Origin of the sequence: Actinomadura verrucosospora (assembly GCF_039540335.1) — a bacterium.
GTDB lineage: Bacteria > Actinomycetota > Actinomycetes > Streptosporangiales > Streptosporangiaceae > Spirillospora > Spirillospora verrucosospora.
The window spans coordinates 53,543-73,881 of sequence record NZ_BAABEV010000019.1; the positions used below are offsets into that span (position 1 = coordinate 53,543).

At 72.8% G+C, this 20,339-nt stretch carries 19 protein-coding genes; 4 read left to right on the forward strand and 15 right to left on the reverse strand.

Features of this window, described 5'->3' with window-relative positions:
- Positions 1-30 precede the first annotated feature (30 nt).
- The 9 genes from ABD944_RS21350 to pgsA form a co-directional block, all read right to left on the reverse strand.
- Positions 31-786: a YebC/PmpR family DNA-binding transcriptional regulator gene (locus ABD944_RS21350; RefSeq protein ID WP_185024089.1), complete on the reverse strand. Its 756-nt coding sequence runs from the start codon at positions 784-786 to the stop codon at positions 31-33.
- A 3-nt stretch (positions 787-789) separates the two neighbouring features.
- A complete protein-coding gene (gene pdxT, locus ABD944_RS21355; RefSeq protein WP_345179065.1) occupies positions 790-1,407 on the reverse strand; it encodes a pyridoxal 5'-phosphate synthase glutaminase subunit PdxT in 618 nt (205 codons plus the stop codon).
- A gap of 350 nt (positions 1,408-1,757) precedes the next feature.
- The gene (locus tag ABD944_RS21360; protein WP_345179066.1) at positions 1,758-2,372 is read right to left on the reverse strand and encodes a DUF6928 family protein; all 615 of its coding nucleotides are present in this window, start codon (positions 2,370-2,372) and stop codon (positions 1,758-1,760) included.
- A gap of 141 nt (positions 2,373-2,513) precedes the next feature.
- A complete protein-coding gene (gene pdxS, locus ABD944_RS21365) occupies positions 2,514-3,437 on the reverse strand; it encodes a pyridoxal 5'-phosphate synthase lyase subunit PdxS (protein ID WP_345179069.1) in 924 nt (307 codons plus the stop codon).
- Positions 3,438-3,571: 134 nt separating this feature from the next.
- Complete coding sequence (locus tag ABD944_RS21370; RefSeq protein WP_345179070.1) at positions 3,572-4,612, reverse strand: DUF3048 domain-containing protein; 1,041 nt, start codon at positions 4,610-4,612, stop codon at positions 3,572-3,574.
- Between the two features lie 124 nt (positions 4,613-4,736).
- Complete coding sequence (locus tag ABD944_RS21375; protein ID WP_345179071.1) at positions 4,737-5,279, reverse strand: LemA family protein; 543 nt, start codon at positions 5,277-5,279, stop codon at positions 4,737-4,739.
- A 7-nt stretch (positions 5,280-5,286) separates the two neighbouring features.
- A complete protein-coding gene (locus ABD944_RS21380) occupies positions 5,287-6,450 on the reverse strand; it encodes a glycosyltransferase family 4 protein (RefSeq protein WP_345179075.1) in 1,164 nt (387 codons plus the stop codon).
- Between the two features lie 10 nt (positions 6,451-6,460).
- Positions 6,461-7,387: a phosphatidylinositol mannoside acyltransferase gene (locus ABD944_RS21385; protein ID WP_345179077.1), complete on the reverse strand. Its 927-nt coding sequence runs from the start codon at positions 7,385-7,387 to the stop codon at positions 6,461-6,463.
- A complete protein-coding gene (pgsA, locus tag ABD944_RS21390; RefSeq protein ID WP_345179078.1) occupies positions 7,384-8,046 on the reverse strand; it encodes a phosphatidylinositol phosphate synthase in 663 nt (220 codons plus the stop codon). Before pgsA ends, ABD944_RS21385 begins: the two co-directional genes overlap by 4 nt.
- Positions 8,047-8,399: 353 nt before the next feature.
- Between pgsA and ABD944_RS21395 the strand changes: the two genes are divergently transcribed.
- Together ABD944_RS21395 and ABD944_RS21400 are read left to right on the forward strand one after the other, a co-directional pair.
- Positions 8,400-10,565 carry an elongation factor G-like protein EF-G2 gene (locus ABD944_RS21395; RefSeq protein WP_345179080.1) on the forward strand — a complete coding sequence of 722 codons (2,166 nt, stop codon included), beginning with the start codon at positions 8,400-8,402 and terminating at the stop codon, positions 10,563-10,565.
- Between the two features lie 190 nt (positions 10,566-10,755).
- Entirely contained in the window at positions 10,756-11,613 is an 858-nt protein-coding gene (locus tag ABD944_RS21400) for a polysaccharide deacetylase family protein (RefSeq protein ID WP_345179081.1), read from the forward strand.
- A 27-nt stretch (positions 11,614-11,640) separates the two neighbouring features.
- On the opposite strand, the gene ABD944_RS21405 is transcribed toward ABD944_RS21400, so the two are convergent.
- Complete coding sequence (locus ABD944_RS21405) at positions 11,641-12,267, reverse strand: HIT family protein (RefSeq protein ID WP_378187775.1); 627 nt, start codon at positions 12,265-12,267, stop codon at positions 11,641-11,643.
- A 188-nt stretch (positions 12,268-12,455) separates the two neighbouring features.
- Here ABD944_RS21405 and ABD944_RS21410 point away from each other — a divergent pair, with 188 nt between their 5' ends.
- Positions 12,456-13,142 (forward strand): Asp23/Gls24 family envelope stress response protein, encoded by a 687-nt coding sequence (locus ABD944_RS21410; protein ID WP_345179082.1) that lies wholly within the window; start codon positions 12,456-12,458, stop codon positions 13,140-13,142.
- On the opposite strand, the gene ABD944_RS21415 is transcribed toward ABD944_RS21410, so the two are convergent.
- From ABD944_RS21415 to ABD944_RS21435, 5 genes are all read right to left on the reverse strand, one after another.
- On the reverse strand, positions 13,124-13,723 hold the full coding sequence (locus ABD944_RS21415; protein ID WP_345179083.1) for a hypothetical protein: 600 nt from the start codon (positions 13,721-13,723) through the stop codon (positions 13,124-13,126). The two genes, ABD944_RS21410 and ABD944_RS21415, sit on opposite strands and share 19 nt — an antisense overlap.
- A gap of 47 nt (positions 13,724-13,770) precedes the next feature.
- Positions 13,771-15,756, reverse strand: a complete 1,986-nt coding sequence (gene thrS / locus ABD944_RS21420; RefSeq protein WP_345179084.1) for a threonine--tRNA ligase — start codon at positions 15,754-15,756, stop codon at positions 13,771-13,773.
- Positions 15,757-16,039: 283 nt separating this feature from the next.
- On the reverse strand, positions 16,040-17,503 hold the full coding sequence (locus ABD944_RS21425) for a sugar porter family MFS transporter (RefSeq protein WP_345179085.1): 1,464 nt from the start codon (positions 17,501-17,503) through the stop codon (positions 16,040-16,042).
- A gap of 48 nt (positions 17,504-17,551) precedes the next feature.
- On the reverse strand, positions 17,552-18,184 hold the full coding sequence (locus ABD944_RS21430) for a class I SAM-dependent methyltransferase (RefSeq protein WP_345179086.1): 633 nt from the start codon (positions 18,182-18,184) through the stop codon (positions 17,552-17,554).
- A 61-nt stretch (positions 18,185-18,245) separates the two neighbouring features.
- Positions 18,246-18,749, reverse strand: a complete 504-nt coding sequence (locus ABD944_RS21435; protein ID WP_345179088.1) for a cysteine dioxygenase — start codon at positions 18,747-18,749, stop codon at positions 18,246-18,248.
- A gap of 297 nt (positions 18,750-19,046) precedes the next feature.
- Between ABD944_RS21435 and ABD944_RS21440 the strand changes: the two genes are divergently transcribed.
- Positions 19,047-20,300: a sensor histidine kinase gene (locus tag ABD944_RS21440; RefSeq protein WP_345179089.1), complete on the forward strand. Its 1,254-nt coding sequence runs from the start codon at positions 19,047-19,049 to the stop codon at positions 20,298-20,300.
- Positions 20,301-20,339 lie beyond the last annotated feature (39 nt).

The following is a 20,339-nucleotide window of genomic DNA, read 5'->3' on the forward strand; positions in this document are numbered from 1 at the left end:
CGGCGGCGGCGTTCGCGGGGCGACGGGGCGTCAGGCGTCGATGGAGGCCATGACCTCGTCGCTCACGTCGAAGTTGGCGTAGACCTCCTGGACGTCGTCGGAGTCCTCCAGGGCGTCCAGGAGCCGGAACACCTTCTTGGCGTTGTCCTCGTCGAGCGGGACGGTGACGCTCGGCAGGAACTTGCTCTCCGCCGACTCGTAGTCGATCCCGGCGTCCACCAGCGCCGAGCGGACCGCGACCAGGTCGCCGGCCTCGCTCACGACCTCGAAGTTCTCCTCGTCGAGGTCGTTGACCTCCTCGGCCCCGGCGTCCAGGACGGCCATCATGACGTCGTCCTCGCTGGTGCCGGCCTTGGGGACGATCACGACGCCCTTGCGGTTGAACATGTACGAGACCGAGCCCGGGTCGGCGAGGGAGCCGCCGTTGCGGGTCAGGGCGACGCGGACCTCGGAGGCGGCCCGGTTGCGGTTGTCGGTCAGGCACTCGATGAGCACGGCGACACCGCCGGGGGCGTAGCCCTCGTAGGTGATGTTCTGCCAGTCGGCGCCCCCGGCCTCCTCACCGGCGCCCCGCTTGCGGGCGCGCTCGATGTTGTCGTTCGGGACCGAGTTCTTCTTCGCCTTGTAGATGGCGTCGTAGAGGGTGGGGTTCGCGTCGGGGTCGCCGCCGCCCGTCCGGGCCGCCACCTCGATGTTCTTGATCAGCTTGGCGAAGAGCTTGCCCCGCTTGGCGTCGAGGGCCGCCTTCTTGTGCTTGGTCGTCGCCCATTTGGAATGGCCGGACATCTGTCAATCCTCCTCTGTCGTCCGGCGCACCAGATCGGCGAAGTAGTGGTGCACGCGGAAATCGCCTGTCAACTCCGGATGGAACGCGGTCGCCATGAGGCGCCCCTGGCGGACGGCGACGATCCTACCGGCGTTCGGCCCGCTCTCCGCGCGTCCGAGGATCTCGACGGCGTCGCCGACGGACTCCACCCAGGGTGCGCGGATGAAAACGGCGTGGTACGGCGTGTCACCCATACCGGTCAGCGGGACGGCGGCCTCGAACGAGTCGACCTGCCGGCCGAACGCATTGCGCCGCACGGTCATGTCGATCCCGCCGACGGTCTCCTGGCCCGCCACGCCGCCCCGGATCCGGTCCGCCAGCATGATCATGCCGGCGCAGGAGCCGTAGGCGGGCATGCCCGCCTCGATCCGCTTGCGCAGCGGCTCCAGCAGCTCGAACGAGCGCGCCAGCCGCCACATGGTGGTGGACTCCCCGCCGGGCAGGACCAGCCCGTCGACCCGTTCCAGCTCGTCGGGGCGGCGCACCTTCACGGTGCGCGCCCCGGCCTCCTCCAACGCGCGCGCATGCTCGCGCACGTCGCCCTGCAGGGCGAGGACACCGATCGTGGGCACAGCAGTCACGTGGAAACCTTCCGGGGGCACAGGAGACGTCTCAACCCTAGACGTTCCTTACAACGCCCCACGACCTGGCTGATCTTCCCAGGCGTCGGACGCTTCACTGTGGCGAGAACCCCACACACCCAAGAACAGGGCCTGACCGACGCCTTCCGCTCCGCAGACTCCGCTCCAGACGTCGGACACTTCACTGTGGCGAGAACCCCACACCCCCAAGAACAGGGCCTGACCGACGCCTTCCGCTCCGCAGACTCCGCTCCAGACGTCGGACACTTCACTGTGGCGAGAACCCCACACCCCCAAGAACAGGGCCTGACCGACGCCTTCCGCTCCGCAAGCTCCGCTCCAGGCGTCGGTCAGGCGTGCCGGAAGCGGCGGACCGGAAGTTCCAGGGGGAGGAAGCCGTCCTTGCCGCGGTCGGCGATGCCGCGGCCGAACATGTGCTCCTCGGCCAGGGCGAGGCCGAACTCCTCGGGGTCGAAGGGGAGCGGGACGTCCGGGGCGCCCGCGTCTACGGCGCGCCAGAAGGGGCGTTCGACGGGCAGCCGCTCGCCCTGGTCGACGACCACGCCGTCCTCTGCGGTGACGTACACGTCGCGGAGCAGCACGCCCGACTCGTACCAGCGGAACCAGCAGCTGCGGATCACGTTGTGCAGGACGAGGACGCCGCAGCGGGAGCCGGGGAGCGCCGCCGCGGCGGTGTCGGCGATGCGGCGGGCGTCGTCGTCGAGGCAGAACAGCCGCCGGTCGCACAGCAGCAGCGCCCGCTCGAAGGCGCCGACGAACAGCTCGTCCTCGTAGGGCCAGAGCGCGAAGTCCAGGACCGTGTCGCCGGTCTCGGTGAGGGAGGCCGCCGGATACAGGCGGCGCGCGATCTTCGCGGCGGCGTCCGGATCGGGCACCAGGCCCGGCCGGAACACCTCGGCGGGTTCACCCGCGCTCGCGCACGCCAGCGCGACCGACCAAGCCATGCTCCATCCCTCCCGCGGCCGGGCGCCGGCCAGGGCTCGCCCCTCCGGCCGCGCCGTCAGCGTAAACCCTCTCGGCGGCCCGTGTGGAGGGGGTACCCACCGATCCGCCCGGCCACCCGGGCCGGGCGGACGCACCCCGTGCTACCAGCCGCGGCCGGCGAACTTCTGGTCCTCGCCGAGGGAGGCGGCGTTGATGCCGACCATGGCCTCGCCGAGACCGCGGGACACCTTGGCGATCACGTCGGGGTCGTCGTGGAAGGTGGTGGCCTTCACGATCGCCTCGGCGCGCTGGGCCGGGTTGCCGGACTTGAAGATCCCGGAGCCGACGAAGACGCCCTCGGCACCGAGCTGCATCATCATCGCGGCGTCGGCGGGGGTCGCGATGCCGCCGGCGGTGAACAGCACGACGGGCAGCTTGCCCGCCTGCGCGACCTCCTTGACCAGCTCGTAGGGGGCCTGGAGCTCCTTGGCCGCGACAAAGAGCTCGTCCTCGGGCAGGTTCTGCAGGCGGCGGATCTCCTGCCGGATCTTGCGCATGTGCGTGGTGGCGTTGGAGACGTCGCCGGTGCCCGCCTCACCCTTGGAGCGGATCATCGCCGCGCCCTCGGTGATGCGGCGCAGCGCCTCGCCCAGGCTGGTGGCCCCGCAGACGAAGGGGACGGTGAACGCCCACTTGTCGATGTGGTTGTCGTAGTCGGCGGGCGTGAGCACCTCGGACTCGTCGATGTAGTCGACGCCGAGGGCCTGCAGCACCTGCGCCTCGACGAAGTGGCCGATGCGGGCCTTGGCCATGACGGGGATGGAGACCGCGGCGATGATCCCGTCGATCATGTCGGGGTCGCTCATCCGGGAGATGCCGCCCTCGGCGCGGATGTCGGCGGGGACCCGCTCCAGGGCCATGACGGCGACCGCGCCCGCGTCTTCGGCGATCTTCGCCTGCTCGGGCGTGACGACATCCATGATCACGCCGCCCTTGAGCATCTCCGCCATGCCGCGCTTGACGCGGGCGGTCCCGGTCTCTGGCGCGGCGTTGTCAGGGGCGGGAGTGGAAGTGGACACGGGCATTCCTCACGTGGACGGACGACAAGTCTTTTTCCCATGTTATTGCCTGCTCGCATGACCTCTCGACCCGGCAGAGTGTCAGCGGAGCGCGCCGGCCGCTTACGGAGTGACGGGCGGGGGCCGCCAGGCGCGGCGGGCTAGGGGATGTAGGGCTTTCCTTCGTTGACGAGCACGACCCAGACCTGGCCGCGGGCGAAGTTCATCGGCTTGCCGTCGGCGGTGGTGTAGGTGGTGCCCTTGTCCTCGGAGGGACGCGACCACTTGGCGCCGTAGGCCTTGCCGTCGCGCAGGACGACCGCGCGCCCGGTGCCGGTGGTGTGGATCAGCGGCGTGTAGCTGCCGAGGAAGTCGTGGAACTTCGAGCGGGTCGTCTTGGCGTACTGGACGACGACGGTCTTACCCCCGAGCACCCCGCCCTCGGCGGCGCGGTCGGGGGTGCCGCCCCAGCTGGCGAGCCACCGCTTCTGCTTGGCCGACCACGTGAAGCCCATCGTGGCGGTGGGCCACCGGGCGGTGAACGACCGGGTGGGCTTGCCGCCCTCGGGGGCGTCCCCGAAGGTGAAGCCGATGTCGCGCGGCTTCGCGGCCTTCGGCGCCTGCTTCAGCAGGTTCCTCGGATCGGCGTAGAGGTTGTAGGGGATACGCCTGTCGCCGGAGCGGAAGTACGCGCCGCCCGCGTTCTCCTGGGAGATGTCGTACACGGGCGCCTTGCGGATGTACTTCTTCATCTTGCTCTGGACGCCGGAGAACGCGAAGGCGGGACGGCCGAACTGCGGAAGGATGTGCAGGTCGGAGATGCGGGCGCTGCGGACGGGCCCGACCTTCTTCGGCAGCTTGGAGGAGTAGACCGCCATCAGCCGGGTCTCGCCGCCCTCGACCTGCTCGACGTAGACGATGTCGGCGGCCGAGACGCCGCTCTGCGGGAGCGCGGGCCGGGTGTTCTCGATCTTGACCGCGAGGACGGGGTTGCCCAGCCCCTTGGCGCCGCCGGTGAACGGATGCGTCGCGGGGGTCGGCGTCCCGCCGGCCTGGGGCGCGTCCGTGGCGCTCGGCGTCGGCGGCGGCGCCGGCTTCGCGCCGTCCGAGCCCGAGCAGGCCGACAGCCCGGCGCCGAGGACGAGGACGCCCAATGCCGCGGCCGCGCGCCCCCGGACGGTGGTGTCCCAGACAGATCGCACGATCTACCCCTCCTTTGGACGATCTGCCAGAGGGTAGCGAACGTGATCCCGTGCGCTCGCCCGTCCGGTGGTACGGCCGCGCGGGGCTCCCCCGATCAATGCGGCTCCGGCGGATCGCGGGCCGTCAGATCCCGGGCGGGTCGTCGTCGATCTCGAAGAAGTCCGGGAGCGGGGCCCTCCCGGCGAGCGGGAGCACGCGGATGAGCAGCTTGCGGCGCGCGATCCGGGCCTGGGAGACGGCGTCGTTGTAGAAGCGGCGGGCGTAGGCGACCTTCGCGGCGGCGGACGACAGCTCCTCCAGGACCGCCCTGCCGTCGCCGCCGCCCCGGGCGTCGAGCGCGTCGACGAACCCGGGCTGGTCGACGGCGGCGCGCAGGGCCCGCGACAGGTCGCTCTCGGCGAACTCGCGGCCCTCGGCGTCGGCGGTGCGGGCCTCGTGGGCGGCGGTGGCCAGCACCAGGCTGGTGGCGGGGTCCAGGAGCCGGGACGCGGCCAGCTCCAGCGTGGCGGCGGCCCGCCTGACGAGCGCGGCGTCGAGCGCGGCGCGGGCGGTCTCGACCCGCACGTGCAGCCGGTCGAGACGGGTGGCGCGCCACGACACGTACACCGCGATCAGGAAGACGACGGCGATCCAGAACAGGACGTCGATGACCCAGTCGTAGGACATGCCGCCCCTACGCCCCGAGCCCGGACTCGACCACGCGGACGCGGCCGCCGGTGACGGTCTCGTAGACCCGCACCACGTCGCGGGCCACCGACGACCAGTCGTAGGTCCGCACGGCCGCGCGCGCCTCGGCCGACAGCTGCTTGCGGCGGGCCGGGTCGTCGAGCAGCGCCCCGGCCGCCGCGGCGAGCGCCTCGTGGTCGCCGACCGGGAACAGCACCCCGGCCCGGCCCCCGCGCAGGACGCGGTCGAACGCCTCGATGTCGCTGGCGATGATGGGCGCGCCCGCCGCCATGGCCTCGGCGAGGACGATGCCGAAGCTCTCGCCGCCGAGGTTGGGCGCGACGAACACGTCCACCGAGTGGTAGGCGCGGACCTTGTCGGCCTCGCTCACCAAGCCGAGCACGACGACGCGGTCGCGGAGGTCGGCCGGGACCCGGGCCAGCACGTCGCCGGCGTCGCCGGGGCCGGCGAGCAGCAGCCGCAGCCCGGGCCGCGCCCGGGCGAGGACCTCGAAGGCGCGCAGCAGCACCTGCAGGCCCTTGCGCGGCTCGTCCATCCGGCCGAGGAAGCCGAGCGCTCCCCCGTCGCCGCCCCCGGGCGGCGTGCCGGTGCGGCCGCGCCAGCCGGCCAGCGGCTCCGCCATCGCGTAGCGCTCGGTCGCGACGCCGTTCGGGATCAGCACGGCGTCACCGCCGAGATGCTCGACGAGGGTGGTGCGGGCGGCCTCCGACACCGCGATCCGGCCGGTGATCTTCTCCAGGGCGCTCTGCAGGATCGGCGCGGTGACCGACAGCGCCCGCGACCTCTCGTAGGACGCGTGGAACGTGCCGACGATGGGCCCGTCGGCCGCCCAGCAGGCGAGCAGCCCGAGCGAGGGCGCGGCGGGCTCGTGGACGTGCAGGACGTCGAACCCTCCCTCGCGGATCCAGCGCCGGACCCGCCCGGCCGACAGGAATCCGAACGCCAGCCGCGCGACCGAACCGTTGTACGGGACGGGGACGGCGCGTCCGGCGGACGCGACGTAGGGCGGCAGGTCCGCGTCGTCGTCGGCGGGCGTGATGACCGACACCTCGTGACCGAGCGCGATCAGCGCCTCGGTGAGGTCGCCGATGTGCTGCTGGACACCGCCCGGCACGTCCCAGGTGTAGGGGCAGACGAGTCCCACCTTCATCGGCCGGCCCTCATCTTCGGCCGTCCGCGAGGTCGTCCACCCAGACCTTCTGCAGCATGTGCCAGTCCTCGGGGTGGGCCGCGATGCCCTCCTCGAAGGCGCGCGCGAGGTCCTGGGTCATGGCCTGGATCTTCTCCTGTCTGCCGCCCTCGTCCGGCACGGGGACCTCCTCGTGGACCCGCGCCGCCCAGTACTCGCCCTCGTACCAGAGTGTCACGGGAATGAGGGCGGCGCCCGTCTGGAGGGCCAGCGCGGCCGACACGGCGGGCATCCGGGCGGTGGCGCCGAAGAACTCCACGTCGATGCCGCTCTCGGTCAGGTCGCGGTCGACGACCAGGCACACCGGCCGCCCGGCGCGCAGCCGCTGCGCCATCCGCCCGTAGGCGGAGGCGCCCTTGTGCGCGAGCACCTCCATCCCGAGGCCCTCGCGGAACTCGACGAACCGGTCGAACAGCGACGCGGGTTCGAGCCGCTCGGCGACGGTGGTGAAGGGGTAGCCGTTGTGCACCAGCCACGCGCCCGCGTGCTCGTAGTTGCCCATGTGGGGCAGTGCCAGGATGACCCCGCGCCCGGAGTCGAGGTTGGTGAAGATCTTCTTCTCGCCGGTGACCCGCATCCGGCCGAGGATCCGCGCCCGGTCGTACTCGGGCAGGCGGAAGACCTCCAGCCAGTAGCGGAAGTAGGAGCGCAGGACCTTCTTGCTGAGGACGCGGACCTCGTCGTCGACGGCGTCCTTGCCGAGGACGCGGCACAGGTTCTTCTCCAGCTGCCGCACGCCGCCGCCGTAGCGGTGCCAGGTGCGGTCGGCGAGCGCGGCGAACAGCAGGCGCGCCGCGCTCTCCGGCATCTTGCGGACGACCGTCCAGCCCAGGGCGTAGACGGCGTCGGTCACCTCGTCCCGAAGCGACGGCGCCTCCGCGCGGCGGGGCGTGGTCATGGACGCGGCTCCGGCGTCTTCTCGGCTCCGTTCTGCGCGCCGTTCCCGGCCCCCGCGCCCGCGCCGGGCCTCGCCTGGGCGTACACCGCCGCGAACCGCTGCCCGACGGTGATGGTGCTGAGCACGGCGAGGCCCCAGAGGGCGACGGCGAGGATGTAGGGGACGCCGAGCCCGTCGAACCCGGCCGCGACCAGGACGACGATGAGGCGCTCGGCGCGCTCGGCGATGCCGACGTTGCAGGTGTAGCCGAGGCCCTCGGCGCGGGCCTTGGCGTAGGAGACCACGACCCCGGCGACCAGGCAGTACAGGGCGACCCCGGCGAGGGGCTCCTGCCCGGCCCGGTACAGCCCGATCATCAGCCCGGCGAAGATCGCGGCGTCGGCGACGCGGTCCATGGTGGAGTCCAGGAACGCGCCGAACGCGGAGATCTTCCCGGTGACCCGGGCGACCGCGCCGTCGAGCATGTCGAACAGCACGAACGCGGTGATGACCATCGTCCCCCAGAAGAACTCCCCGCGGGGGAACAGCACGAGCGCGCCGGCGGCGACGCCGATCGTCCCGATGACGGTGATGGCGTTCGGCGAGACCCCGGTCCGCGCGACCGCCTGTCCGACGGGGGTGAGGACTCGCCCCAGCGCGGGCCTGATCTTGTTGAGCATCGACGTCCGTTCTCGTGATCATCGGGAGTCGCGGCCACCGGGAGTCGTGCTCACCGGAGCGGCCCCGCCGCGGGCGACCGGCGCTCGCGCGGCGCGCCCATCGTAGTGCGCACGCCGCGGACGCGCGGCCGGTCGCCCGGGCCGCCGCCCCGCGGCCCGGACCGATCGCGGTTGTTTGCCGTTCACCCCTTGTGATCCCGGCCCTCACGGGAAAGGCTGTTGACACGGGTGTGACGTCGGTCACGCGCGATGGACGAGGTCGGACGCCGCACTCGGACGTCAGGGCCGGGCCCGCGGGGCCGGGCCCCAGCCGCACGCGGGCCTCCGCGAGAGGCCCGTCCGAGGAGGTAGTCATGGCGGACAAGGGAGGCCACCCGGGAGCCCCCGGCAGGGCACCGGAGGCCGACGGGTGCGACAGGGTGCGCAATGTCGCGCTGGTCGGCCATTCGGGGGCCGGCAAGACCACGCTCGTCGAGGCGCTGCTCGCCGCCACGGGCACGCTGCAGCGGGCGGGGAAGGTCGAGGACGGCACCACCGTCAGCGACTTCGACGAGGTCGAGGTGCGCCAGCAGCGCTCGGTCAACCTCGCGCTCGCGCCGCTGACGCACGGCGACATCAAGGTCAATCTCATCGACACCCCCGGCTACGCCGACTTCGTCGGCGACCTGCGGGCCGGGCTGCGCGCCGCCGACGCGGCCCTGTTCGTGATCTCGGCGGTGGACGGCATCGACGGGCTCACCCGGATGATCTGGGAGGAGTGCGCGGCGGTGCGGATGCCCCGCGCGGTCGTCATCACCAAGATCGACCAGCAGCGCGGCGACTACGACGACGTGGTCATGACCTGCCAGGACGTCTTCGGCGAGGGCGTCGCGCCGCTGTACTTCCCGGCCCAGGGCGACGACGGCTTCAAGGGCCTGATCGGGCTGCTGTCGCAGCGCTGCCTCGACTACTCGACCGGGAAGCGCACCGAGTGCGACCCCGATCCCCGGTACCTGGACCAGATCTCCGAGCAGCGTGCCTCGCTCATCGAGGGGATCATCCAGGAGAGCGAGGACGAGACCCTCATGGACCGCTACCTGTCCGGTGAGGAGATCGACGTCAAGGCGCTCATCGAGGACCTGGAGACCGCGGTGGCGCGCGGCAGCTTCTACCCCGTCCTCGCGACGTCGGTGCCGCACGGCGACCACCCCGGCCCGGTCGTCGGCATGCTGGAGCTCCTGGAGGTCATCACCCAGGCGTTCCCCTCCCCCCTCGAACACGGCATCCCGCCGGTGACCCCCGTGGCGGGCGGGCCCCCGAAGGAGATCTCCTGCGATCCGGACGGGCCGCTGGTCGCCGAGGTCGTCAAGACCACGTCCGACCCCTACGTCGGGCGGATCTCGCTGGTCCGCGTCTTCTCCGGGACGCTGCGCCCCGACACGACCGTGCACGTCTCCGGGCACGGCATGGAGGACCGCGGCCACGAGGACCACGACGTCGACGAGCGCGTCGGCGCGCTCACCTCGCCGCTGGGCAAGACGCAGCGCACCGTGGCGTCGTGCGGGGCGGGCGACATCTGCGCGGTGGCGAAGCTCGGGCGCGCCGAGACCGGCGACACGCTGTCGGATCCGGGCACTCCCCTGGTGATGGCTCCCTGGTCCATGCCGGACCCGCTGCTGCCGGTCGCGATCCGCGCGAAGTCCAAGGCCGACGAGGACAAGCTGAGCCAGGCGCTCGGCCGGCTCGTCGCCGAGGACCCGACGCTGCGGCTGGAGAACAACGCCGAGACGCGGCAGCTGGTGCTGTGGTGCATGGGCGAGGCCCACGCCGACGTGCTGATCGAACGGCTGCGGGCCCGGTACGGCGTCGAGGTCGAGCGGGTGGACCTGCGCGTCCCGCTGCGGGAGACGTTCGGCGGGGCGGCGAAGGGCCTCGGCCGGCACGTCAAGCAGAGCGGCGGGCACGGCCAGTACGGCATCTGCCACATCGACGTCGAGCCGCTGCCCTCCGGCGAGGGCTTCGAGTTCGTCGACAAGATCGTCGGCGGGGTCGTCCCGCGCCAGTTCATCCCGTCGGTCGAGAAGGGCGTCCGGCAGCAGATGGAGCGCGGCGTGTCCGCCGGGTACCCGATGGTCGACATCAGGGTCACGCTGCACGACGGCAAGGCCCACTCGGTCGACTCCTCGGACATGGCGTTCCAGGCCGCCGGGGCGCTCGCGCTGAAGGACGCGGCGGGCCGGGTGCCGATCCTGCTGCTGGAGCCGGTCGACGAGGTCGAGGTGCTGATCGCCGACGAGTACGTGGGACAGATCATGTCCGACCTCACCTCGCGGCGCGGCCGGGTGCTCGGCTCCCAGGCGGTGCCCGGCGGACGCACGATGATCAAGGCGGAGGTGCCGCAGCTGGAGATCGTCCGGTACGCGATCGACCTGCGGTCGATGTCGCAGGGCACCGGCACGTTCACCCGCGGCTTCCTGCGGTACGAGCCGCTCCCGTCGCATCTCGCCGACAAGGTCGCCGCCGACGGCAAGGACGGCTGACCGCACGCCCGCGGACGGGGTCCGGCGCGGGCCGGGCCCCGCCCGTCCCCTCCGCCGCGGTGACGCGCGGCGCCCGCGGACGCGACCTCGGGGGGAGCCGGGCTCATCCCGCAGGGTGACCCGCGATTCGGCCGCAGGACCGATGATCAGGGCCGGTCCGCGGTGGCATCGTGGTCGCACAATGGAAAACGTGGACGACCCCCGAGTCCCGGCCGCCCCCGGTCGCCGGGCGTTCATCAAGGGGTTCGGCCTGGCGGCCGCCGGAGCGGTCACGCTGGGCGCGGGGGCGGAGGCGGTCGGCGCCGTGGTCGGGTCCGGGAACCCGCCGTCGTCGGCGATGGCGGTGCCCATCGCCGGCCCGTGGCGGCCCGGGAGCGCGCATGTCGACGTGGTCTGGGGCGTCGACACCGCCCAGAAGCTCGTCGCCCTCACCTTCGACGACGGGCCGATGCCCAACTGGACGCCCATGGTGCACGACATCCTGGACGCCGAGCGGGTCAAGGCCACGTTCTTCCTCGTCGGGGAGCGGCTCGTCCGGCACGCGCGGCTCGTGCACGGGCGGATGGACCGGCACGAGGCCGGCAACCACACCTGGCAGCACCAGGACCTGTCGCGCCTCTCCGACGAGCGGGCCCTGGAGCAGTTGCGGCGCGCCCACAACGCCATCGGGCGGATCGTCGGGAAGGAGCCGCGGTTCCTGCGGCCCCCGTTCGGCCACCTGGGCGGGACCACGCTGAGCGCCGCGTGCCGGTTCGACTACGACATCGCGCTGTGGTCGATCAAGATGCTGGAGAAGACCTACGAGGACGACCCGCCGGCACTGGTGGACTACATCGTCGGCAACACCGGGCCCGGCACGATCCTGCTCGCCCACGACACCGGCAACCACGACCGCCTGGTCGCGCTGCGCAACCTCGTCCCCATGATCCGCGGCCTGCGCGCCAAGGGCTTCGAGTTCGTCACGGTCTCGGAGCTGATGAGCGTCTCGCAGGCCCCCTCCCGCGCGCCGGGCGACGGGGGCCTGCGGCGCGCCGTGCCCCCCGCCTAGGACGGCCGGCGCGCGGACGCCGGAAGGTCAGTCGTGCGGCCAGGCGTCGGCCAGCATCTGCCGGGTGTCGCGCAGGAGCTGCGGGAGCACCTTGGTGTGCCCGACGACCGGCATGAAGTTGGTGTCGCCGCCCCAGCGCGGGACGACGTGCTGGTGCAGGTGGGCCGCGATGCCGGCGCCGGCGACGAGACCGAGGTTCATGCCGACGTTGAAGCCCTGCGCGCCGCTGGCCTTGCGCAGCGCCGTCAGGGACCGCTGCGTGAACGTCGCCAGCTCCACGTACTCCGGCTCTTCGAGGTCGGCGTAGTCGGCGACGTGCCGGTACGGGACCACCATCAGGTGCCCGGAGTTGTAGGGGTAGAGGTTCAGCACCGTGAACACCGACGTCCCGCGCGCGACGATGAGCCCGTCCTCGTCGCTCATCTTCGGGATCTCGCAGAACGGGCAGCCGTCGCCCGAGCCCGCGCCCGTGGGCTTGTTCTCGCCCTTGATGTAGGCCATCCGGTGCGGGGTCCACAGCCGCTGGAAGTTGTCGGGCGTGCCGGCGCCGCCCCTCTCCTCCTCGAAGCGGGGCGTGCGCTCGTTCCCGGCGCCTGCCCCGGGCGCGTCCTCGCGCCCCTGCTGCACCACGGACTCCTCCGGCTCTGCGCTCAAGGCGGCGGTCTCCTTTTGTTCACGGCCTGACCAGCAGCATAGAGAGAGACGCCCTCGGGCCTGTAGCCGGGATCCCCTAGCATGGCCCGTCGGCGGGTCTTCGGACGCGCCCGCGATCCGGTGCCTGCGTGACGTTCCGCGCGTCGCTCCGACACCATGGTCACCCGACCGAACCGCAGGGAGCGATCATGACCGGGCTCGACAAGCGCCAGACCGGGAACGCCGAGCAGGGGCCGGGGGCCGGGCCCGGACCGCGGTTCCCCGGGGCGCCCGCCGGCCGCCCGGAGACCGATCCTCCCCCCGTCACGCCGTCGCAGGGCCCTGGTTCCCCGGCCGCACCTTCCCCTGGCGTGCCGTCCTCTGGCATGCCGTCCCAGAGCGTGCCCTCCCCGAACATCTCGTCCCCGGGTGCGCCGCTTCCGGGGATGCCGCAGGGGGCACCGCTGTCCGCGCCACCCGCGACCGCGACGCAGCAGCCGGTCCCGCCCCCGCGGGGCGTGCTGTCGTCGGGGCCGAACGCGGTGCCGATGACCATGCACGGCTCGTCCGGCGACCTCAGCGCGCCGGTGGACGGCCGCATCACGATCGGCAACGCGGTGATCGGGAAGATCGCCGCGTTCGCCGCGCTGGAGGTGGAGGGCGTCGCCGGCCTCAGCGTCCGGGAGGAGCCCGCCGCCACGGGCGTTCGCGTCGTCCAGAACGACGACGAGGTCACGCTGGACGTCGCCATCGCCGTCGAGTACGGCCTCGTGATCAAGGACGTGGCGACGAAGGTCAAGGCGAACGTGGCGCGGGTGGCGGGCATGATGCTCGGGACGCGGGTCGCCGCCGTCAACGTGTCGGTCGAGGACGTCCGTCAGGCGGGACGGGCGTAGCAGTTCTCCATCCCGCCCCCCACCGAGATCGTGGTGACCTTGACGCGCTCGACCAGCTGCGGCGCGACGCCCGTGAAGTGGAACGTCTGCGGCCCGCCGGTGCGCACGGTCCTCTGCTGGGCGGTGGGCTCCCGTCCGCGCAGTGACAGCTCCGCCCGGATCGCGCCGCTGGCGGAGACCGCGATGACGACGTCCACGCCCGTGGGAGTGGCCCGGTAGGACGCCGTCCCCTTCGGGCAGGCGCCGACGCCGCCGCTCGATCCGTTCTGGGAAGGGATCTGCGGTCCGCCGCCAGGGCCGCCGGACCCGCCGCCGGGATAGGGCCGGTCGCCTCCGGTCTGCTGCGGTGCGGGACCGGTCGGGGTGACGGGCAGGCCCTCGCCTCCGGGGAGGCCCGTCCCCGCCTCCGGCGCGGACGGGTCCGCCGTCCCGCCGGAGCCGGCGGCCCCCTTCGTGCCCTCGTCCATCAGGGGCATGAGGAGCACGATGACGGCGGCCGCGACGAGCGCCAGGGTGCCGGTGTAACCGGCGATCCGGAGCCAGAGCGACCGCCCCCGCCGCCCCGGCCTCCTGGACTTCATCTCCGCTGACTCCCCGGTCCTCGAACGTGATCGATGAGGCTACCGGCTCAGACCTGCACGCGGGTCCGCACGGCCTCGACGATCTCCTCGACCGCCTCGTCGATCGGGACGCCGTTCTTCTGCTCGCCGTTGCGGTACCGGAACGACACCGCGTCCTTGGCGACGTCGTCGTCGCCCGCCAGCAGCATGTACGGCACCTTCTGCTTCTGGGCGTTGCGGATCTTCTTCTGCATCCGGTCGGAGGAGGCGTCCACCTCGACGCGCAGGCCGTGCTCGCGCAGCCGCGCGGCGACCTTGTCCAGGTGCGGGACGTGGGCGTCGCCGATCGGGATGCCGACCGCCTGCACCGGCGCCAGCCACGGCGGCATCGCGCCCGCGTAGTGCTCCAGCAGGACGCCGAAGAACCGCTCGATCGACCCGAACAGCGCCCGGTGCAGCATCATGGGCCGCTGCCGGGTGCCGTCGGCCGCCTGGTACTCCAGGCCGAAGCGCTCGGGCTGGTTGGGGTCGACCTGGATGGTCGACAGCTGCCAGGTGCGCCCGATCGCGTCCTTGGCCTGCACGGAGATCTTGGGGCCGTAGAACGCCGCGCCGCCCGGGTCGGGGACGAGGTCGAGCCCGGTGGACTCGGCGGCGCCGCGCAGGGCGGCGGTGGCCTTCTCCCACATCTCGTCCGAGCCGATGAACTTGTCGGACTCGTCGCGGGTGGACAGCTCCAGGTAGAACTCGTTCAGCCCGTAGTCGCGCAGCAGGCCGAGGACGAAGTCGAGGAGGCGCTTGATCTCCTCGCCCATCTGGTCCTCGGTGCAGTAGATGTGCGCGTCGTCCTGGGTCATGCCCCGGACGCGGGTGAGGCCGTGCACGACGCCCGACTTCTCGTACCGGTACACCGACCCGAACTCGAACAGCCGCAGCGGCAGCTCCCGGTAGGACCGGCCGCGCGCCCGGAAGATCAGGTTGTGCATCGGGCAGTTCATCGGCTTGAGGTAGTAGTCGCCGCCGTCGACCTCCATGGCGGGGAACATGTCGTCCTTGTACCAGCCGAGGTGCCCGGAGGTCTCGAACAGGTGGCCCTTGGTGATGTGCGGGGTGTTGACGAACTCGTACCCCTCCTCCTCGTGCCGGCGGCGCGAGTAGTCCTCCATCACCTTGCGGACGGCGCCGCCCTTCGGGTGGAAGACGGCGAGGCCGCTGCCGATCTCGTTCGGGAAGGAGAACAGGTCGAGCTCGGCGCCGAGGCGGCGGTGGTCGCGCTTCTCGGCCTCCTCCAGGAACTTCAGGTACTCGTCCTGCTTGTCGCGGGACTCCCAGGCGGTGCCGTAGATCCGCTGGAGCTGCGGGTTCTTCTCGCTGCCGCGCCAGTAGGCGCCGCCCGAGCGCATCAGCTTGAACGCGGGGATGACCCGGGTGGACGGCAGGTGCGGGCCGCGGCACAGGTCCTTCCAGCGCAGCTCGCCGGACTTGGCGTCCAGGTTGTCGTAGATGGTCAGCTCGCCGCCGCCCACCTCGACCTCGGCGCCGTCGGCGGCGTCCGCGACCGGGCCGGACCCCTTCAGCCCGATCAGCTCCAGCTTGTAGGGCTCGGCGGCCAGCTCGGCGCGCGCGTCCTCCTCGGAGACGGGGCGGCGGGCGAACCGCTGCCCCTGCTTGACGATCTCGCGCATCCGCTTCTCGATGCGCTTGAGGTCGTCGGGGGTGAACGGCTCGGGGACGTCGAAGTCGTAGTAGAAGCCGTTCTCCACCGGCGGGCCGATGCCCAGCTTCGCCTCGGGGAACAGCTCCTGGACGGCCTGCGCCATCACGTGGGCGGCGGAGTGGCGCATGATCGCCCGGCCGTCGTCCGAGCCGATCCGCACCGGCTCGACGGCGTCGCCGTCGCGCAGCTCGCCCGCGAGGTCGCGCAGCTCGCCGTTGACGCGGGCGGCGATCACGGTGCGGCCGTCGGCCTCCAGCGCCTGGCCCGCGGTGGTGCCCGCCGGCACCGCCCGCTCGCTGCCGTCGAGGGTGATGCGCAGCTCAGACACGGTGGACACGGGTACTCCTCGCGATGATGGGTCGGGGTCAACGGGGTTCGATGCTATCGACTCGGGGGGTCCCCCGGACGCGTGCGGTTCCATCGGCCGCTCCTCTCGGTCGGCGGAGGGCCCGCGGCGTCCCCGGACGGCGGAAGGGCCCCGGGGATCGCTCCCGGGGCCCTTCCGCGTGCAATGTCAGGACATGCCGCCGTCGCGCCGGGAGGAACCCGGCGTCGTCGTCTCTGCGGACACGTACGGCATGGATCCACTCTAACCGATGGGCGGGCGGGCGGCCCGGCCTTTACGCGCGGGCCCGCGGGGCGGCGAGGTCGTCCATGTCCTCCAGTTCGCGCCCCTTGGTCTCGGGGACCGCGCGGAACACGAACAGGAACGCCAGGATCGAGAACAGGGTGTAGAGGCCGTAGGCGAGGCCCAGGGAGAAGCCGGAGATGCCGGGGAACGTCGTGGTGACCACCCAGTTGGCCAGCCACTGCGAGGCGGCGGCGACGGCCAGGGCGGAGGCCCGGATGAAGTTGTTGAACATCTCGCCGAGCATCACCCACACGACCGGCCCCCACGTCGCCGCGAAGGAGGCGACGAACACGTTGGCCGCGACGAGCGCCACGGGACCGGCGACGCCGCGGAGGTCGGGCGCGCCGTCCACCACGGGGGCGGTCGCGAAGCAGAGCGTGAGGGTGCCGAGGGAGACCGCCATGCCGGCGGCTCCGGCCAGCAGCAGCGGGCGCCGCCCGATCCGGTCGACGAGCGCGATCGCGACCAGCGTGAACGCGACGTTGACGACCGAGTTGATCACCGAGGTGAGCATCGCGTCGTTCTCGGAGAACCCGACGGCCTGCCACAGCGAGGAGGAGTAGTAGAAGATCACGTTGATGCCGACGAACTGCTGGAACACCGACAGCAGGATCCCGGCCCACACGATCGGCATCAGGCCGAACCGGCCGCCGCGCAGGTCGCCGAGCCGGACGGGCCGGTCCGCGGCGATGGAGCGGACGATCTCGCTGATCTTCACGTCCACGTCGCCGCGGCCCATCACGCGCCGCAGCACCTGCCGCGCGCGGGCCGTCTCGTGCTTCTTGACCAGGTAGCGGGGCGACTCGGGGATCGTGGTGGCGATCACGCCGTACAACACGGCCGGGACGATGGCGCTGGCGAACATCCACCGCCACGCGCCGCCGCCCCAGGGGAACGTTCCGGTGGCGCCGCCGTCGGACACCCGCGCGATGACGTAGTCGACCACGAGGGCGGCGAAGATGCCGAGCACGATCGCCATCTGCTGCAGCGAGCCGAGCCGGCCGCGCAGCGCGGCCGGGGCGATCTCGGCGATGTAGGCGGGCGCGATCACCGACGCGGCGCCGATGGCGAGGCCGCCGACCAGCCGCCAGGCGGTGAGGTCCACGGCGCTGAAGGCCAGCGCGGAGCCGAGCGAGCTGACCACGAACAGCCCGGCGGCGATGAGCATCACCCGCACCCGGCCGATCCGGTCGCTCAGCGGCCCCGCGAACCAGGCCCCGGCGGCGCAGCCGAGCAGCGCGGCGGAGACCACGAAGCCGACCGCGAAGCCGCCGAGGCCGAACTCCTTCTTGAGCGCGTCGACCGTCCCGTTGATCACTGAGGAGTCGTAGCCGAACAGGAATCCGCCGAGGGCCGCCGCTCCCGCCAGCAGCGCCGCCACCGCCGCGGAGTGCGAGGTCCCGTCCTCGCGGTGCTCGTCCGCCTGCCTCGGTCCGCTGCCCGCTGCCGTCATGGAGCCCGATCTTCCCCGGGAGCCGGACCTTATGCGGGCGGCGTCCGGTCAGTCGCGCACGGCGATTCCGAGCACGTGCGGCGAGGCCGGGTTGGCCCGGCTCGGCTCGGGGAACTCGAACCGCCGCTCGGCGCGCACGGTGAAGCCGCTGCCGGCGATCCACTCGCCCGTCGGGCGCGTGACGTGGCAGCCGGCGGCGAAGAACGGCCACAGCAGGTCGGCGTAGCGCTGGAACCGCACCTTGCCGGGCGTGCCGCCCCGCACGTGTTCGTAGTAGCGCAGCTCGCCGCCCGGCTTGAGGACGCGCCGCAGCTCGGCCAGCGCCCGGATGGGGTCCCGGACCGAGCACAGCACGAGCGACGCCACCGCCACGTCGAACGACGCGTCGTCGAGGTCGAGGTCCTCGGCGAGGCCGGGGCGCACCGTGATCGGGACCGGCGCGCGGCCGGCCGCGTGGGCGGCCTTCGCGCGCAGCCGCGGCTCGGGCTCGACGGCGACGACCTCGGTGACCTCGGGCGGGTAGTGCGGGAAGTTGGCCCCGTATCCGGCGCCCACCTCCACCACGCGGCCGGACACCCCGGCCAGCAGCTCCGCGCGGCACGCGTCGCCGCCCGCCTTGGCGCAGCCGGCGTCCAGCCGCGGATAGAGGCGGGCGAAGATCGGATGGCTCAGGTCGGTCATTCCCGCAGTCTCCGCCGCCCCGGCGATCACCGCAAGATCGGCGGCCCCGGGCTCGCCGGCCTCACCAGTCGGCGGCGGACTCGTCGGCGAGCCGGACCAGGCCGCCGCCCGAGTCGACGTCGTACCGGCGCATCGCGCTGAGCGGCGGCGAGTAGACGTGGACGCTGACGGCGGGCGCGTCCGAGGTGTTGCGCACGTCGTGGACGTAGCCCGGCCCGAAGGAGTGGGCCTGCCCGGCTCCGACGCCGCGGGCGGTCCCGATCCGCCGCGCGGCGGTGACGCGCTGTTCCTCCAGGGTCCCGAGGGCGACCGCGAACGCGCCCGCGGAGTCGCCGTGGTCGTGGAAGCCGGTCGACTGGCCGGGAAGCCAGCTGATCAGCCAGATCTCGTGGTCGGCGTCCTGGTGGACGCGCTCGTACCAGCGCCCTCTCGGGTCGAGCCGGACCCGGAGCAGCCACTCCCCCGGGTCGGCGGCGAGCCCGCGCGCCCGTTCGGCGAGGCTCCGGGGCGTGAAGGGGGCGCCCTCGGGCGCGGGCACGGTGAGGCCGGTCGTGGTGACGGTCATGCGGTCGCTCTCCTAGCGGTGTGCTGCCATTCCTCGTCGCGCTGGGCGGGACGGGCGGCGACACAGCGCGCTGGCCTGGCGGCGCAGGTCGACATGGAGGCGCTCGTGGCGGAGTCCGGTGATCGGCACGGGCACCAGCGTGGCCCAGATTCCATATAAAGTCAATCGGAAATAGCTGTTTACCGTCCCTCCCCGCCGCCGCGGGCGCCGCCCGGGCCTGATACCCAGGGGCTGGATCGGATCTCCCTCCACCGGGTCAGGCCTCCGGGGAGCCGGGCGTTCTAGGCTCGCAGCCAAATGAACGATCCAGACCGCCCCGCGACCGCGGGCCGCACCCGGCTGGCCGCCGGCGTCCGCGCCGCCCTCGTGCCCGGCCACGACGAACCGGCCGTCACGCTGCTGCCCGCCCACCCGGCGCTGCGCATCCCGATCCTGATCGTCCTGACGCTGCTGGCCGTCGGCTTCACCGCCGGGGACATCGCCATCTCCATCACGCAGTACCACGTCAACGCCCAGCTGGCCTGGCCCCTCGGCGCGCTGCAGGCGTTGCCCCTGCTGTTCGCGGCCCGCTGGCCCCTGGCCGCCTGGCGGGTCGCGGCGACCGGGCTGCTGCTGACGGTCTTCGTCCGGCACGGCGAGGGCTTCATGCCGTGGCCGGTGACGGCGATCCTCGCCCTCATCATCATCCTGTTCTTCGTCGGCGTCGGCGCCGCCCGGCAGACCACCGTCGGCGTCGGCGCGGTGACCATCGCCGGCGTGCTGGCGCCCGCCGTGCTGATCGGGATGCCCGGCTGGTTCGGCATGATCCTCGCCGGCATCGCGGCGGTCACGCTGACCTTCGGCGACGCGGTCGGCGGGCGGCACTCGGCCGTGGAGGAGCTGCGGTGGCGCGAGGAGCAGCACCGGCGCGACCTCGCCCGGCAGGCGGTGCTGGAGGAGCGGGCCCGCATCGCCCGCGAGCTGCACGACGTCGTCGCCCACCACATGTCGGTGATCGCGATGCAGGCGGAGGCCGCCCCCTACAAGATCCCCGAGCTGCCGGACGCGGCGCGGCAGACCTTCGAGGTCGTCCGGGACGCGGCCCGCGAGGCGCTGACCGAGACGCGCCGGGTCGTCGGGCTCCTGCGCGCCGACGACGAGGGCGCCGAGCGCGCCCCCCAGCCCGGCCTGGAACGGCTGGACGACCTGATCGGCGCGGCCCGCCGCTCGGGACTGTCGGTCGCGAGCACCGTCGTCGGGATGCCGCGCCCCCTGCACGCCGGGGTCGACCTGTCGGCGTACCGGATCGTCCAGGAGTCGCTGAGCAACGCCTCCCGGTACGCGCCGGGCTCCCGGGTCCACGTCGAGGTGCGGTACGGCAACGACACCCTGACGGTGACGGTCACCGACGACGGCGCCCGCAGCACGCCGGAGGAGTCGCACGGCGGCGGCCACGGGCTGGTCGGCATGCGCGAGCGCGCCACGATGCTCGGCGGCAGCCTCGACGCCGGGCCGCGCGAGGACGCCGGCTGGTCGGTCGTCGCCGAGCTCCCCTATGGCGATCCGGACTAGCCGGGGCGGGCCGGAGCATCCCGGCCGTAGGGTTGTGCC